This window comes from Brevundimonas sp. Root1279 (genome assembly GCF_001425945.1).
Lineage (GTDB): Bacteria > Pseudomonadota > Alphaproteobacteria > Caulobacterales > Caulobacteraceae > Brevundimonas.
In genome coordinates this window covers 1-15,332 of the sequence record NZ_LMEB01000006.1, presented here as the reverse complement: position 1 = coordinate 15,332, position 15,332 = coordinate 1, and the positions used below count along the sequence as shown (strand labels likewise).

Annotated in this window: 14 protein-coding genes; 4 read left to right on the top strand and 10 right to left on the bottom strand. The window is 69.1% G+C overall.

Annotated elements, in window-relative coordinates:
- Positions 1-79: 79 nt before the first annotated feature.
- On the top strand, positions 80-718 hold the full coding sequence (locus ASC65_RS08055) for a DUF2799 domain-containing protein (protein ID WP_056451491.1): 639 nt from the start codon (positions 80-82) through the stop codon (positions 716-718).
- A gap of 19 nt (positions 719-737) precedes the next feature.
- Here ASC65_RS08055 and ASC65_RS08050 read toward each other — a convergent pair whose 3' ends face one another.
- The 9 genes from ASC65_RS08050 to ASC65_RS08010 form a co-directional block, all read right to left on the bottom strand.
- A complete protein-coding gene (locus ASC65_RS08050; protein ID WP_056451489.1) occupies positions 738-1,763 on the bottom strand; it encodes a class I fructose-bisphosphate aldolase in 1,026 nt (341 codons plus the stop codon).
- An 83-nt stretch (positions 1,764-1,846) separates the two neighbouring features.
- Positions 1,847-3,586, bottom strand: coding sequence for a response regulator (locus tag ASC65_RS08045; RefSeq protein WP_056451487.1), 1,740 nt, complete (start codon positions 3,584-3,586; stop codon positions 1,847-1,849).
- A 110-nt stretch (positions 3,587-3,696) separates the two neighbouring features.
- The gene (locus ASC65_RS08040; RefSeq protein WP_056451485.1) at positions 3,697-4,251 is read right to left on the bottom strand and encodes a heme NO-binding domain-containing protein; all 555 of its coding nucleotides are present in this window, start codon (positions 4,249-4,251) and stop codon (positions 3,697-3,699) included.
- Between the two features lie 66 nt (positions 4,252-4,317).
- Positions 4,318-5,526, bottom strand: coding sequence for a phosphoglycerate kinase (locus ASC65_RS08035; protein WP_056451483.1), 1,209 nt, complete (start codon positions 5,524-5,526; stop codon positions 4,318-4,320).
- Positions 5,523-5,888 (bottom strand): hypothetical protein, encoded by a 366-nt coding sequence (locus ASC65_RS08030; RefSeq protein ID WP_056451481.1) that lies wholly within the window; start codon positions 5,886-5,888, stop codon positions 5,523-5,525. The genes ASC65_RS08035 and ASC65_RS08030 overlap by 4 nt, the downstream gene beginning before the upstream one ends.
- Positions 5,888-6,895 carry a type I glyceraldehyde-3-phosphate dehydrogenase gene (gap, locus tag ASC65_RS08025; RefSeq protein WP_056451479.1) on the bottom strand — a complete coding sequence of 336 codons (1,008 nt, stop codon included), beginning with the start codon at positions 6,893-6,895 and terminating at the stop codon, positions 5,888-5,890. The genes ASC65_RS08030 and gap overlap by 1 nt, the downstream gene beginning before the upstream one ends.
- Before the next feature lie 111 nt (positions 6,896-7,006).
- Positions 7,007-8,341 carry a S41 family peptidase gene (locus tag ASC65_RS08020; protein ID WP_056451477.1) on the bottom strand — a complete coding sequence of 445 codons (1,335 nt, stop codon included), beginning with the start codon at positions 8,339-8,341 and terminating at the stop codon, positions 7,007-7,009.
- Positions 8,342-8,357: 16 nt separating this feature from the next.
- Positions 8,358-9,983, bottom strand: coding sequence for an ATP-binding protein (locus ASC65_RS08015; RefSeq protein WP_056451476.1), 1,626 nt, complete (start codon positions 9,981-9,983; stop codon positions 8,358-8,360).
- Positions 9,980-10,711: a response regulator gene (locus ASC65_RS08010; protein ID WP_056451474.1), complete on the bottom strand. Its 732-nt coding sequence runs from the start codon at positions 10,709-10,711 to the stop codon at positions 9,980-9,982. The genes ASC65_RS08015 and ASC65_RS08010 overlap by 4 nt, the downstream gene beginning before the upstream one ends.
- 126 nt (positions 10,712-10,837) lie before the next feature.
- Between ASC65_RS08010 and ASC65_RS08005 the strand changes: the two genes are divergently transcribed.
- Positions 10,838-11,521, top strand: a complete 684-nt coding sequence (locus ASC65_RS08005) for a hypothetical protein (protein ID WP_056451472.1) — start codon at positions 10,838-10,840, stop codon at positions 11,519-11,521.
- Between the two features lie 230 nt (positions 11,522-11,751).
- Entirely contained in the window at positions 11,752-12,882 is a 1,131-nt protein-coding gene (locus ASC65_RS08000) for a S41 family peptidase (protein ID WP_056451470.1), read from the top strand.
- 7 nt (positions 12,883-12,889) lie between these two features.
- On the opposite strand, the gene ASC65_RS07995 is transcribed toward ASC65_RS08000, so the two are convergent.
- The gene (locus ASC65_RS07995; RefSeq protein ID WP_056451468.1) at positions 12,890-14,086 is read right to left on the bottom strand and encodes a carbohydrate porin; all 1,197 of its coding nucleotides are present in this window, start codon (positions 14,084-14,086) and stop codon (positions 12,890-12,892) included.
- 182 nt (positions 14,087-14,268) lie between these two features.
- On the opposite strand from ASC65_RS07995, the gene ASC65_RS07990 reads away from it, so the two are divergent.
- A partial coding sequence (locus ASC65_RS07990) for a HAMP domain-containing protein (protein ID WP_162245663.1) occupies positions 14,269-15,332 on the top strand: 1,064 nt, incomplete at its 3' end.

Here is a 15,332-nt window from a genome sequence, read left to right as displayed (position 1 = left end):
GGGCGTCGCAGGCAAGCCCAGGCTTGGCTGTATGGCCAAGCTGAGTCATCTTGGAACCGGTATCGGGGATATGCGAAAAATGAAGACTTGGATCATCGCCGCCGCGGCGGCGGGCGCGGTGCTGACGCTGGGCAGCTGCGCGACCATGAGCGAAGAACAGTGCCTGGCGGGCGATTGGTCGGGTCAGGGCTATGCCGACGGCGCCTCAGGGCTGACGATGAGCCGGCTGGGCGAGCACGCCGAGGCCTGCATGAAGCATGGCGTGGCGCCGGACGACGCGGCCTATCGCAGCGGCTGGTCGCAGGGCGTGGTCAGCTACTGCACGCGGGATCGCGGCTTCGAGGCGGGGCGGACGGGGTCGTCCTATGCAGGCATTTGCCCGTCGGACCTGGAGGAAGACTTCCTGCCGGCCTATCGCGATGGGCAGATCGTGTACCGCGCAGAAGTGGCGGTGAACGATGCACGCAGCCAAGTCGACAGCCTGGGCAACCGGTTGGAAGAGCTGGACGAGAAGATCACCGCCAAGCAGGCCGAGGCGCGCGCCGAAGGCCTGACTGAGGAGCAGCGCGAGCGCATTCGCGACCGCATCCAAGAGATCCGGCGCGAACGGGCGGACACCGAGCGCGACTGGCGTCGCGCCCAGGATGCGATCGACGACGCGGAGGAGGAACTGCGCGACGTGCGCTGGCGCCTCCGCCATGAGTACGGGACCTGGTGAGCCTCGGAGAGAGGGCGGCTCAGGCCGCCTTTTTCTCCAGCTTCTTCTCCCACTGGCCGAGCGAGGCCAGGCCGTTCATGCGGGCGCGGTGGTGGAAGGCGGCCTGGGCTTTGGCCACATTATCGGCCTTGCCCGCCCAGGCGCGCTGCGGCGCGGCCTGCAGGGCGCGGCCGTAGGAGAAGGTCATCTTCCACGGGAAGCCGCCGATGCGGTTCATGGCGTCGAGGTGGGCCGTCGCCTGCTCGTCCGTCTGGCCGCCGGAGAGATAGGCGATGCCCGGCACGGCCGATGGAACGGTGGCTTTAAGCGCGGCGATGGTGCGTTCGGCGACTTCGTGAGCCGGGGCCTGGCGGACGCTGCCCTTGCCCGAGATGACCATGTTCGGCTTGAGGATGATGCCCTCGAGCGCCACGCGTTGCTCATAAAGCTCGGCGAAGACGGCCTGAAGGACCGAGCGGGTGACCTCGTCGCAGCGGGCGATGTCGTGCGAGCCGTCCATCAGGACTTCCGGCTCGACGATCGGCACGATCTGCTCCTGCTGGCAGATGCGGGCGTAGCGGGCCAGGGCGTGGGCGTTGGACTTGATGCAGCCCCACGTCGGTATGCCGTCGGCGATGTCGATGACGCCGCGCCATTTGGCGAAGCGGGCGCCGCGCTCGTAGTGGGCGCGCAGGCGCTTGGACAGGCCGTCCAGGCCCTTGGTTACGGTCTCGCCCGGGAAGCCGGCCATCTTGGAGGCGCCCTTGTCGACCTTGATGCCCGGGATCGAGCCTGAGGCCTTGATCAGTTCGACCAGCGGCGTGCCGTCGGCGGCGTCCTGGTAGAGGGTTTCCTCAAACAGGATCACGCCGGAGATGTGCTCGCGCATGGTCTGCTCGGCGCGGAACATGAGCTCGCGGTAGTCGCGGCGGTTGGTCTCGGTGTTCTCGACGCCGATCGCGTCGAAGCGCTTCTTGATCGTGCCCGTGGATTCGTCAGCCGCGAGGATGCCCTTGCCGGGCGTGACCATCGCATTGGCCACCGCGTTGAGAGCCGACAGATCCATGGGTTCCTCCTGAGCTTGATTGTTGGCGGTCGCTTTAGTCCCCGTCGCCCTCGAAGTCACGCATTGTTACAGCCGAACGGTGGTCAGGCTGCGTCTCTTTGCGCGGCCGTGGCGCGATCGCCGCAGTCGGCCAGGACGGCGAACAGTTCGGGGAGTTGGATCGGCTTGGTGAGCACCCCGTCGGCGCCGGCCGCGAGGTAGCGCTCGACGTCCTCGGCGAAGGCGTTGGCGGTCAGCATGAAGACCGGCGTGGCCGCGACGGCGCCGCCGCTGGCGCGGATCCGCCGCAGCGCTTCGACGCCATCCATGCGCGGCATATTAGCGTCCATGAGCACCAGGTCGAAGGGTTGGGACAGGGCGGCCTCGACCGCCTCCACGCCATCCTCGGCGAATCGCATCTCGACGCCGGCGGGGGCGAGCAGGACCTGGAGCACTCGGCGGTTGGCGGGGTTGTCTTCAGCCGCCAGGACGCGCAGGCCAACGGTCTCGCGGCCGGTCGCTTCCAAGGCGTCCTCCGGCGTCTCGTGAGCAACGACCTCCACCGGACACTCCAGCCAGAACCGGTTGCGGTCGGACGGGTCGCAGTCCACGCCGATGTCACCGCCCAGCAAACGGATGTTGCCCGAGCAGATGGCCAGACCCAGGCCGGCGCCTCCGGCGTCGCGGCCGATCTCGGTCTGTTCGAAGGGCTTGAAGATACGCTCGCGCGCGTCGTCCGGCACGCCGGGCCCGTCGTCGAGAACCTCGAGGCGCAGGCGCTCTTCCGATAACACGGCGCGTACGCAGACCCGGCCGCCAGAAGGCGTGAATTTGATCCCATTCGAGATCAGGTTGACCAGAGTCTGCTCCAGCCTTCCGACATCGGAACGGATCGCGGTCGGGCCATTGGCGCCTTCGAGGCGGAAGGCGAGGGTGACGCCGGTCTCGGCCGCGCGCGGCGTCCAGATCGAAGTGATGCTGCGCAGCTTGGCCTCGAGGTCGAAGGCTTCGATCTGAGCCGTCGCCTGGTCGGCCTCGATGCGGGACATGTCCAGCACGGCGTTAAGCAGGCGCAACAGCATAGCCCCAGAGGCGAGGACGCCGTCGTTGAGTTCGTGCTGGGCCGGCGTCAGGGGTTCGCGGCGCAGGGCCTCGGCCAGGCCGAGCACGGCGTTGAGCGGCGTGCGGACCTCGTGGCTGGTGACGGCGAGGAATGCGGACTTGGCGCGGCTGGCCTGCTCGGCGGCGACGCGCTGGGTCTGGGCTTCGGCATAGAGGGCTTCCAGGCGCTCGTGGTCGACCGCGGCCCGGCGAGCGTTCCGGTAGCGCTCCACCACCCGGCCGAGCTGGCCCCCGATCTGGTCGAGGGTGCGCAACAGTTCCTCGTCCGGCGGAGCGGGGTGGTGCAGGAAGAACTCCAGGACGGCGCCGACCTCCTCGCCGATGAGGGCGGGGAAGGCGAAGGCGGCTCGCAGGCCGCTGTCGAGGGCGACGCGGACACGCGGGAAGTTGAGGTCGCGCTCGATGTCCTCGACCCAGCAGGCGCGGCCCGATTCCCAGACGCGGCCGGGCAGGCCGACGCCGCGGGCGAACGACATGCGGGCCGAGGCCTCACGGAACGCCGCGAACTGGTCTTCGCCGCGCCAGACGCCCGACCAGACCAGGTCGCCGTCCGGGGCGTCGTCGGCAAACATGTAGACGTGGCCCGAAGACCAGCCGGTGAAGTCGCAGATGGCGTCCAGCGCCATGCCGAAGGCGGCCTCGGGCGTGTCGCTGAGGTTGGAGGCGGTGGCGATGGTCTCGACCAGGCCGAGCCGCTGCTGCTGCCGGTACAGGTCGCGCATTCCCTGTTCGGCGATCGCTTCGGCCGCGAAACGTGCCGTGCGCTCGCGCGTCAGTCGGCGTTCCAGGCGGGCAAGCTGATCAGTCGGGTCAAGTTCGGGTGCGGGTAGGATCACGCAGCGACTGCTTCGGCGAGCGGCCATGCCAGCTTGAAGGTGCAGTGCGCGTCGCCGTGCGTGGTGCAGGCGGTGTGCTGGAAGTCGACCGGCTGGCCGTACCAGGCCGCGGCGCCTTCGACGAAACCCTGGGCCAGGGCGCACATGTTGCGGCTGGAGATGTAGTCCATCACCAGGTCGCCGCCGGCGTCGTGCATGCGGAAGTGAGGGCATTCCGCGCCCGGATAGAGCTTGCGCACCTCGGCGTGGATGATGGTGTTCACCCCCTCGACGAAGCTGCGGGCGTCGGCCGCGCTGGTGAAGAAGGCGGGATAGAGCTCTGCCAGCACCGGCATGGCGTTGATCCCGAACCAGCGCAGGACCGCGTCGCGATCGAGCGACAGCGCCTGTCCAGCGGCGGTGACCAAGGCCTCGATCTCGCTGTCCGGGTAGTTGCCGAGCGAGGTGTAGGCCCCGGAGACGCCCGAGGCGTCCAGGAGCACATCCCAGGTGTCAGGGCCGAACGACCGGGTGACGGCTTCTTCGAGAAGGTTGAAAACAACGCCCTTCATGGCGGACACTCCGGTTGCCGGGCGACCTTAGACGCCGACCCGACACCGGAGTCTTAACGAGCGAAATCAGGCCCGTAGCGCTTCAACGCCCGGCAGGGGCTTGCCCTCCATCCACTCGAGGAAGGCGCCGCCCGCGGTCGAGACGAAGGTCATGTCCCGGGCGACGCCGGCGTGGTTCATCGCCGCCACGGTGTCGCCGCCGCCGGCCACGGCGATCAGGGCGCCCGACTTGGCCAGTTCGGCCGCGGCGTGGGCGGCGCGGACGGTGGCGGCGTCGAACGGCGGCACCTCGAACACGCCCAGCGGCCCGTTCCAGATCAGGGTGCGCGACAGGGCCATGGCCTTGACGAGCTTCTCGACGGTGAGCGGGCCGGCATCGAGAATCTTCTCGTCGTCGCCGATTTCTTCGCGGGCCAGGACGGTGCGGGTCTCGGCGCCCGGCTTGACCTCGGTGGCCACCACCACGTCGATCGGCAGCAGCAGTTCGCAGCCCGCGGCCTCGGCCTTGGCGATGATCTCGCGGGCGGTGTCAGCCATGTCGCGCTCGGCCAGGGAGCCGCCGATGTCGACCCCTTGCGCGAACAGGAAGGTGTTGGCCATGCCGCCTCCGATGGCCAGCCGGTCGAGCTTGCTGACCAGGTTCTGCAGCAGATCCAGCTTGGTCGAGACCTTGGCCCCGCCGACGATGCCGAGCACCGGCTTTTTCGGATTGCCCAGGGCGGCGTCGAGCGCGTCGAGTTCGCGGCGCATCGACTCGCCCGCGTAGGCGGGCAGCAGCCGGGCCAGTCCCTCGGTCGAGGCGTGGGCGCGGTGGGCGGCGGAGAAGGCGTCGTTGACGTAGAGGTCGCCCAGTTCGGCCAGCCGGGCGGCGAACTCGGGGTCGTTCTTCTCCTCGCCGGCGTGGAAGCGGACGTTCTCCAGCAGGGCCACGCCACCGGCGTCGAGGTCGGCCAGAACCGCCTTGGCCTCGGCGCCTACGCAGTCGTCGGCGAACCGCACCGGGGCGCCGAGCAGGCGCTCCAGGTCATCCACGACCGGCTTCAGGCTCATCGACGGCACGCGCTGGCCCTTGGGCCGATCGAAGTGGGCCAGAAGGGCGACCTTGGCCCCGGCGTCGCGCAGCTTCTCGATCGTCGGCAGGGCGACGCGCAGGCGGGTGTCGTCGGTGACCTGTCCCCCCTCCATCGGCACGTTGAAGTCCACGCGGACCAGGGCGGTCTTGCCGGCGAGGTCGCCAAAGGTCTTGGGGGCGTCGTCGAGAGTGCGGAAGGTCATTGTGAAAGAGTGCTCCAAACAGCGGCCTGGTCGGCGCTCATGGTGACGGTGGTGGTCCCGGTCGGTGGCTGAAGCCGTTCAAAAACGACCGAACCGGCGGCCACGATGATCGACACGAGGACAAAGAGGCGTCCAGCAACGCCGTGGAGGCGCTTGCCGACCAGGATGACCCCAATCAGCCACGCGAGGCCGATGAGGCCGATGACCACGACAACCTCCAACCCTGACGAAAAGGTCCTCGGCTGAAGCGCGAGCCAGACGAACTCGACTGCAGCATAGAGGGCAGGGCCGGTGATCAAGCCGGTAATGCAGACGAAGGCGGCGGCGACCCAAAGCCAAACGGGGCGCCGCCGCACGCGCATCAGAGGAACTTCGCCATCACCATGGCGGTGTCGGCCATCCGCGAGGCGAAGCCCCACTCGTTGTCGTACCAGGTGAGGACGCGGGCCAGCTTGCCGTCGACGACCTGGGTCTGGGGCAGGGCGGCGGTCGACGAGGCGGCGATGTGGTTCAGGTCGGTGGAGACGAGCGGGTCGGTGGTCACCCCCAGGACGCCCTTCATCGGACCGTCGGCGGCCGCCTGCAGGGCGGCGTTGATCTCTTCGGCGGTGACTTCGCGGCCGGCCACGACCTTCAGGTCGACGACCGAGACGTTCGGGGTCGGTACGCGGATCGAGGAGCCATCGAGCTTGCCCTTCAGTTCGGGCAGCACCAGGCCGAGGGCCTTGGCGGCGCCGGTCGAGGTCGGGATCATCGACAGGGCCGCGGCGCGGGCCCGGTACAGGTCCTTGTGCATCGTATCCAGCGTCGGCTGGTCGCCGGTGTAGCTGTGGATGGTGGTCATGTAGCCCCGCTCGATGCCGAACAGGTCGTGCAGGACCTTGGCGACCGGGGCGAGGGCGTTGGTGGTGCACGAGCCGTTGGAGACGATGATGTCGTCGGCGGTCAGGGTCTCATGGTTGACCTTGTAGACGATGGTCTTGTCGGCGCCGTCAGCCGGGGCCGAGACCAGCACGCGCTTGGCGCCGGCGGCCAGGTGGGCCGAGGCCTTTTCCTTCGAGGTGAAGATGCCGGTGCACTCGAAGGCGATGTCGACATTCAGCTCCTTGTGCGGGAGCTTGGCCGGGTCACGCTCGGCGGTGACCTTGATCTTGCCCGTACCGATGTCGATCCAGTCGGCGCCGGTGGTCACCGTGCCGGGGAAGCGGCCGTGGACCGAATCGTAGCGGAGGAGGTGGGCGTTGGTCTCGACCGGGCCCAGGTCGTTGATCGCCACCACCTCGATGTCGCTGCGGCCATGCTCGGCGATCGAGCGCAGGACGAGGCGGCCGATGCGGCCGAAACCATTGATGGCGACGCGGACGGTCATGGGGCGGGCTCCTGAGAAGCAGGTGTCGAGGTTGGCGCTTCAATGGAACCGTCGGCGCGGGGATTCAACCCCGCGCCTGTAACAAGCCGTGATGAACTGTAACGCTTCAGCTCAGCCGGTGCGGCGCGCGCGAGTGGACGGACCACCCAGAGACTGGGTCTCGAAGGCCGTCACCTGCCCGGCGTGGTCCCGGCTGAAGCGGATGCGGCGCGACGGATCGCCGACCGTGGTGAAGACGTCGCCGTCCAGGCGCTGCAGCATCACCGGCGGGCGGCGGCCGCGCACCAGCGACAGCTTGTCGCCCGAGACAGACACCACCAGCTCGCCATAGGTCCCGGCGTAGGCCGAAAGGTCGCCGGGCTGGGTCGTCGAACCCAGCGCCTCAAGGGCCCAGGCGGCGTCCTGGCGCTGCGGATCGGCGGAGACGATGGCCTGCAGGGCCAGGGTCTGGGCTCGGACCAGCGCCTGGTCCCAGGGCGTGGCGACGTCGGGAAGCACGCCTGTGCCTTCCCAGTTTCGTCCGGTCGCCGGGTTCTTCGGAGAGCCCATGGAGACGAACACTGCAAAGCCGCCGCCCGCGGGGACCATGCCGCCCGGGTTGGCGGCCCCGCCTGAAGCTTCCCCGACGATGGTCGCGCGCTTCGCCCCTTGCAGGGTGTAGGGGAAGGCCTCGCCGGCCGAGCCGGTGCGGCCGCTGATCAGCACATAGACCGGGACGTCGAGGCGGGGGGAGGGATGGAAGACCGCCGGGGCCTCGCTCTCCGTACCCTCGCGACTGTGGAAGATGTTGTAGATCGGCGCATCGGCGGGGGTGAAGGCGCTGGTCAGGTAGCCCACCATAGAGGGCGCGCCGCCGCCGTTGTCGCGCAGGTCGAAGATCACTGCATCCGTATCGGCGACGAAGGTGAGGGCGGCGTCCGCGGCCCGCCGGGCCGGGTCGTTCGGGTTCTCGAAGTCGATGTCCGAGAACTGCCGCAGGTCGATGTAGCCGATGTTGCCGGGCAGGATTTCGACCTTGCGGAAGCCGAAGTGATTGCGGACTTCTCCCGGGCTCGGACCGCGCCGCGGTTCGGGAGCGGGGGCCGGTGCGGAGCCGGCAGGCGCCGGGCCGATGACGCGTGCGCGCGGCGGGGGAGCGTCGGGGTCGTAGACGACGGCGAAGTGGGCGTCCTGCGGCTTCAGTCGCGACGTCAGGGCCGCCGCCAGGTCGCGGTTGTCGGTCAGCTCGTCGAAGGCTCCGGCGGCCGCAGCGGCCTCGAGGTCTGCGGCGATCCGTTCCGCCGCAGCAGGATCGAAATAGAACTCCCGGATACGCCCCGCCACGGCGGCCGCTGTTTCACGGGGTGTCGCCGTTGCTCGCTCCGCGGCGGAGGCCGGAGCTTGCGCCAGCGCGGCGGACGCCGGCATGGCGGCGAGCAGGGCGGCGGCGCAGATCAGAACGCGCATTCAGGTCTCCATATCGTCAGGTGCGGGAAACGAGAGGCAGGTCGAGACGCGCGGTCAGACCGCCTTCGCGGCGAACCAGGACGACGTCGCCGCCGTGGGCGCGGGCCGCCTGACGCGCCACGGTCAGGCCCAGGCCGGCGCCGCCGGTTTCGCGGCTGCGCGATCGCTCGGCGCGATGGAAGGGCTCGAACACGGCCTCCAACTCATCGTCATTCAGGCCGGGACCGTCGTCCTCGATGACGACAACGGCGCGGCCGTTCTCGGCGAAGGCGCGAACGCGCGCGGCGCCGCCGTATTTCAGCGCATTCGTGATCAGATTCGCCAATCCCCGGCGCAGAGCGGTCGGATCGCCGATGACCGGCAGGCTGCTTTGTCCGTCGAACACCACCTCGGCGCCGGTTTCCGAGAAGCCGACGGCGCAGTCCTCGGCCAGATCTCCGAGGTCGAAGGCTTCGCTTCGATCGGGCGTCGCCTCGCCGCGGACATAGGCCATGGCCTGGCTGATCAGTGCATCCATCTCTTCAATATCGGCGGCCATGCGGTCGCGCACGGCTTCCGGCGCATGCTCGGCGCGGAAGCGCAGGCGGGTCAGGGGCGTGCGAAGGTCGTGCGCGATGGCGGCGATCGTCTGGGCCCTGCGGCTCATGTGATCGCGCAACGAGGCCTGCATTTCGTTGAACGCCTGGATGGCTGTGCGGACCTCGCTGGGGCCGGACGGCTCGAGGGGTTCGGCGTCGGGGTCGGCGCCGAGGCGTTCGGCGGCCTCGGCGAAGACGCGGATCGGCCGGGTCAGGCGCCGCGCCATCCACCACACCAGGGGGGCCAACAGCAGCATGGAGATCGCCAGGGCGATCAGCAGGCGGCGTTGCCAGGGCGAGAGCAGGTCGCGGGGCGGCTCGACCGTGGCCCACCGCCCGTCCGGGAGGCGCATCGAGGCCGAGAAGGGGGCGAAGGTCAGCCGGTCGGCCAGGACGGTGAACTCTTGGGTGGTCGAGTCCAGGACGAAGGCCCCGTTGTCGTCACGCGGGACCGCATGCCGCATGTGCAGTTCGGTCCTGACCTCGGTCGAGCCTTCACCGACAATCCGCACCCGGGGTGTCCAGGCGGCTTCCGCGCTTTCCCGCGCCGGGACCTTTGGAGGCGGGGGTGGCGCGTGCGGCGGAGGCGGGGCGGGCGGCGCGGGAACGCGAACGATCGTACCCTCGCCGGGCTTGTCGGATCCGGGTCGGACCAGGACGAAATTCATCCGCCCTTCTTCGGGACCTGAAGGTCGCTGGCCCGGGCGGCGGGGGCGCTCCCTGTCGACGACGACGCGTACCTGGCTGGATTTGACGCCGAGCGACTGGGCCAGACCGGCGGTGATCGCCATCTGCAACGGGTCCATCCGGATTCCGGGGCCGGTCTCATCGTCGCCTTGGTCGACCGGCTGGTCGGTGATGCGGCGACGCAGCGGGCGTCCGTCGGAGGTCTCCGCCGGTTCGCCCTTGAGCGCGCGAGCGGCGGCCTGAATGCTGAACCCGGCGGGGCGCGGATCGGGAGCCAGAAGCACCACCGCGAAGGCCACCGCCTGAGACATGACGACGGCCAGCGCCGCCAGGGCGGCGACCTGCACCAGCACCGGCATGGACGAGGCGCCCTTCACGCGCCGCTCCGCGCCGAGCCGTTCAGACGCTCCACCTTCACATCGAACATATAGCCCTCGCCGCGCAGGGTCTGGATCATCTCCAGGCCCGAGCCGTCGTCGAGTTTCTTGCGCAGGCGGCTGATCTGCACGTCCATGGCGCGATCGAAGACGTCGGCGTCGGCCCCGCGGGCCCGTTCCAGCAATTGGTCGCGGCTGAGCACGCGGCCGGGGCGCTCGGCGAAGGCCCGCAACAGGGCGAATTCTCCGGCCGACAGACCGATGGCGCGCCCGTCGGGACGGATCAACTCGCGCCGCATCAGGTCGAGCTTCCACCCTGCGAAGGCCATGGCCGGGCCCTCATTCTCGGCCGCTTCGCGCGGACGGCGCAGCACGGCGCGAACCCGGGCCAGCAGTTCGCGCGGATTGCAGGGCTTGGGCAGGTAGTCGTCAGCCCCGAGCTCCAGCCCGATGATCCGGTCGGTGTCCTCGCCCATCGCTGAGAGCATGACGATCGGCGGTCCCTTGCCGGCCAGACGACGGCAGACGGACAGCCCGTCCTCGCCCGGCATCATCAAATCCAGCACGATCAGATCCGGCGGCCGGGCGGCCAGGGCGCGATCCATCTCCGCAGCCGACGCCGCGCCTTCGGTCTCATAGCCGTGCTGGGCCAGGTAGTCGGTAAGGACCTCGCGGATGCCGGGATCGTCGTCGACGACCAGGATGCGGGGGGTGGGGTCGAGCTGCATCCGGCCATATTGGCGAAGCTGATTGATCCCGTCATTTCAGGTTTGAAACAAATGCAAAGGCCTCTGAAATACAGGGGCAAAGGGGGCATGGTCGAACGGCGTCAGGATTAAACGGGGAGAACCGCCATGCTGACCCTCATCGCCCTTTCGGCCGCCCTGATGCAGGAGCCGCCGGCTCCGCCGCCGCCTGCGCCCCCCGAGGTTCACACCCGGGTGATGGTGATGGGCCCCGACGGCCCAGGCTCGCTCGACAAGGACGGCGACGGCCAAGTGTCGCGCGAGGAGTTCACGGCTCCGATGAACGATCATTTCGCCCAGATCGACAAGAACGGCGACGGCCGCCTGTCGACCGAGGAACTGACCGCCCGCCGGGGGCCGGCCGGCGAGCATGACGTCATGATCATGCGGCGTCCCCGTGGGCCTGGCGAACAGAACATCGAGGTCAGAACCTTCGGCGATGGGGCGAGTTGGAGCGAGGCCGGCGGCAAACGGGCCGTCTTCCTCGGCGGCGAACCCGGCGCAGGCGAGGAACGCGAGATCGTGATTCACGGGCCGGGCGGCGAATGGACCGGCGACGGGGAACGCCGCATCGAGGTCGTCACCGTCGGCGGGGAGGGCGGCAAGGCCGAGCTGGACAAGGACGGCGACGGCAAGATCAGCGAAGTCGAGTTCACCGCGCCGCTCCGTGAAGCTTTCGGAAACATGGACGCTGATCACTCCGGCTTCATCGAAGACGGTGAGCAGAGCGGGGATCGCAACATCCACGTATTCACCCACCGCATTGAATCTCGTAGAGAAGGTGATCAGTGATCACTTCCATAATTTTCGTGATTTGATCGTTATCGGCTCGGCGCCTTAGGCTAGGCGCAATGAACTTCCGTCGCGTTTTCTTACGACTGACCGGGTCAGCCGCAATGAGCTTTGCGCTCATCGCCGGACCCTCTTTCGCAGCTGATGTGAATACGGCGCCGGTTGGGGAGTCTTCCCCGACCGCTGTCGCCGCGCAAGCGTCAGCCCGTCCGCCCCGTGAGCGTATCCGCATGAACGAGCGGGTGTTCGATCGCGTCTGGGAGGAGGTCCGCAGCCAGTACTACGATCCGCACCTGCACGGTGTGAATTGGAGCGAGGCCCGCCGGACCTATCGTCCGCGCGCCCTGAACGCCGCCGATGATCGCGCCCTGTATGCGGTCCTTGGCGAGATGCTGAACCTGCTGGACGACGATCACGCCGGCGCCTCGGCGCCCGCGATCACCAATCGCCAGGACATGCTGCGTGAGCGCCGCGCCACGATCGGCGTCAAGCTGCGTGTCGATCCGGCGCAGCCCGGTTTGTATGTCGTTGAAAGCGTCCGTGCGGGCTCGCCCGCGGAGGCCGCGGGCATCGACGCCGGCTGGAAGCTGGACACCACCGGCGCCGGCGCCTGGCACCCGGAGCTGGAAGTGGTCGACGGCCAGCCCGTGACCATGGCCTTCCGCGACGCCGATGCGGTTCTGCGCGACGTCACGATCACGCCCGTGATCATGGAGCCGACCCAGCCCTTCGTCGCCGATCGCTCGCATCCGGGCGTGGTCGTGCTGCGGATCGAGGGCTTCGAGTCCGGCCTGGGCGAGTGGATGGGCCGCGAACTGGCCCAACTGGCCCCCGACACCGACGTCATCATCGACCTGCGCGGCAACCCCGGTGGTCGCCTGACTGAGGCCGACGCCGTGCTGAGCTGCTTCCTGCCGCGCGATCAGGCCTGGGCCACGCGGACCAGCCGCGCCGGTCGCGCCGTGGTGCTGAAGACCGGCGGCGCCTGTGGCGACCTGACCGTTCCGGCCGCCAACGACGTCGCGGTCCTGGTCGATTCCAACAGTCGCAGCGCCGCGGAGCTGACCCCCGCCGCTCTGCAGGAGGCCGGCCGCGCCGTTGTCGTGGGCGAGCCCACCGCCGGCGCCGTGCTGATCTCGCAGGAAACGCGCCTGCCCGACGGCGGCAGCCTGAGCCTGAGCCGGGCCGACTTCGTCACCTCGGGCGGCATCCGCCTGGAGAAGCGCGGCGTGACGCCTGACCTGTCCGCCTCGGCCGCCCCTGGCGATCGTCGCGCGGGTCGTGACCAGGCCCTGCAGGTGGCCATCGCCGCCCTGGCCACCGCCAGGGCCGTGGCTCCGCCCGCCGCCGCCGCGCCCTAAACCAGGGTCAGCGCAGCGCCACCGAAAGCCGCAGGGTCGCCACGACGATGGCGTCTGCGGCGCGGTCGCCGCCCGGGTTCTGAATCCACTGCACGCTCGGCTGGATCGTCAGGCGGCCGAAGGTGTCGGCCGCGGTCAGTTCGAGGCCTTCCTCAGCCAGGGCCGGGTCGCCGCCGGCGTCGCGCGCATTGGCGCGGGCCTTGTCGGACAGTCGGCCCTGGTGGAAGCCGAGCGAAAGAGCGCTGTCCGGGCGCGACGCCAGCAGATGGTCCAGCCGTACGCCGGCCTGCCAGCCGCCATTGAAATCGGTGGTGTCGCCGTCCGAGATGCCGGCGCGCAGGAAGGCGCGGGCGCTGACGCCGTCCTCCACAGCATAAAACTCCCCCTCCGCCAGCACATAGGCGCCTTGGGCGATGCTGCCGACGGGATCGCCGGCCAGGTCCAGGTCGCGGATGTCGTCCTGTCGTTCGCCATAGCGCCAGCCGCCGAGGGCGATCCGCACCGGGCCCGTCCATCCGGCTTCGGCCAGGAACAGTCCGCCGTGGTCGAAGTCCGCGTCGATGCCGTCGACGTCGCCGAGGGTGCTCGCCGAGGCGTTGACCGCCGCCGCCTGCACATAGGTCCCTTCCATGCTTCCGAAGCGGATCCGGGCGGCGAGGGCGGTGGAGGGGAAGATCGACGGCCCGTTCGGCCCGGTCGCCGCCAGCTCTGAGCCGATGCCGAACGGCGGGGCGACCAACAGATCGGACGCGCCGGTCGAATAGAACTCGCTGTTCACGTCATAAAGTCCGGCGAGCACAGACCCCCGGTCGGCGCCGAAGTCCTGCTCGACCCAGAGTTCGTACAGGCGCGCGCCCTGATCCCCGACCTCGATGTTGTCGACGCCCTGCAGGGTCCCGGCGACCGCATTGGGTTCGCCGCCGTTGTTGTTCAGCAGGTAGACATGCAGCCGCGCGCCCTTGGCGCCGATCAGCCGCTCAAGGTCGCCGTCGACGATGACGTCCAGATTGTCGAGGAAGCGGCCGGCCTGCACGGGGCCGCCCGAGACCACGCCGGTCACGTCGGCGGTGTAGGTCGCCTCGACCGTCCAGGGGCGGGTCGTTTCCTGCGCGGAACACGGGTCGGATACTGATGTGATGGCGAGAAATGTACCGATCGCGGCGGCGCTAATCTTGCGCGTTGTCGTAATATAAACTTCCGGCATTCTTATCACTATAAGATATCTGGCTCTCGCCGAGCGGTCGATTCTGACCAGTTGCTTCTACATCTTGATACGGTGCCGGACTTTCGGGTGATTTAAGCCTTTCATACGTAGTTTTCCGCATAGTCGCGGCAGCGCTTCGTCAACGTCTCGCAGACCATATCCCGTGGGATAGGGAGGCCTGCATGCTCAAGACCATTCGTTCGCGCGTCGTCGTCGCCGGCGTTGCTGTTCTAGTCTTGTGCGCCTTCAGTGCGGGCGCGGGCCTCTGGATGACTTCGGCCCTTGCCTCAGCGCTGGGCGAATCCAGCCGCTCCGCCGAGGTGCTGCGCAATCACATGCAGGCCGACATGATGCACGACGCCCTGCGCTCGGACGTGTTGTCGGCCATCCTCGCGACGGATCCCTCGGCCGGTGTCGACCTCGCCGACGTGCGCACCGAGACGGCCGATCACGTAAAGAGCTTCCGCGACGCCATCTCGGCCAACCAGGCCCTGGCCACGGATCCCGAGGTCAAGACCGCCCTCGGCAAGGTCGAGGCGCCGCTGCAAGCCTATATCGCCTCCGCTGAACAGATCGTCCGCCTCGCCGGCGCTGATCCGGCCGCCGCCCGCGCCGGTCAGCCGGCGTTCAAGCAGGCCTTCCTCGATCTCGAGGGCCGGATGGAGACCACGGCGGGCGAGATCGAGGCGTCCGCGGAGGCGGCCCGGCTGGCGGCTGAGGCCCAGTCGGTGTTCGGCCAGCGGCTGATGATGGCGGCCATGATCGCCGGCCTGCTGTTCAGCCTGGCGCTGTTCGCCGCCGCCACCCGAGTGATCGTGAACCCGATCCGCGCCCTGGCCAATGAAATGCGGGCCCTCGCCAGCGGCCGCACCGACGTCGACCTGGCCAGCGCCCGGCGCGGCGACGAGATCGGCGCGGTGGGCCGCGCGGTCGGCGATCTGCAGAACCTCATCGTCCAACGCATGACCGAGGAGGCCGCCGAGGCCGACCGTCGTCGCGCGCTGGAAGAGGCGGAGCGCACCCGCAACGAGGCCGAGAAGGCCCGCGAGGCGGAGGAAGACCGCGTCGCCATCACCGCCCTGGGGGAGGGCCTGGCGGCCATGGCCGGCGGCAACCTGACCCACCGCTTCACCGCCGAGGTCGCTCCGAAGGCCGCGCGCCTGAAGGAGGACTTCAACCGCGCCATCGTCCAGCTGCAGGAAGCCATGGGCGTGGTCGTGACCAACGTCTCGGCCATCCGCTCGGG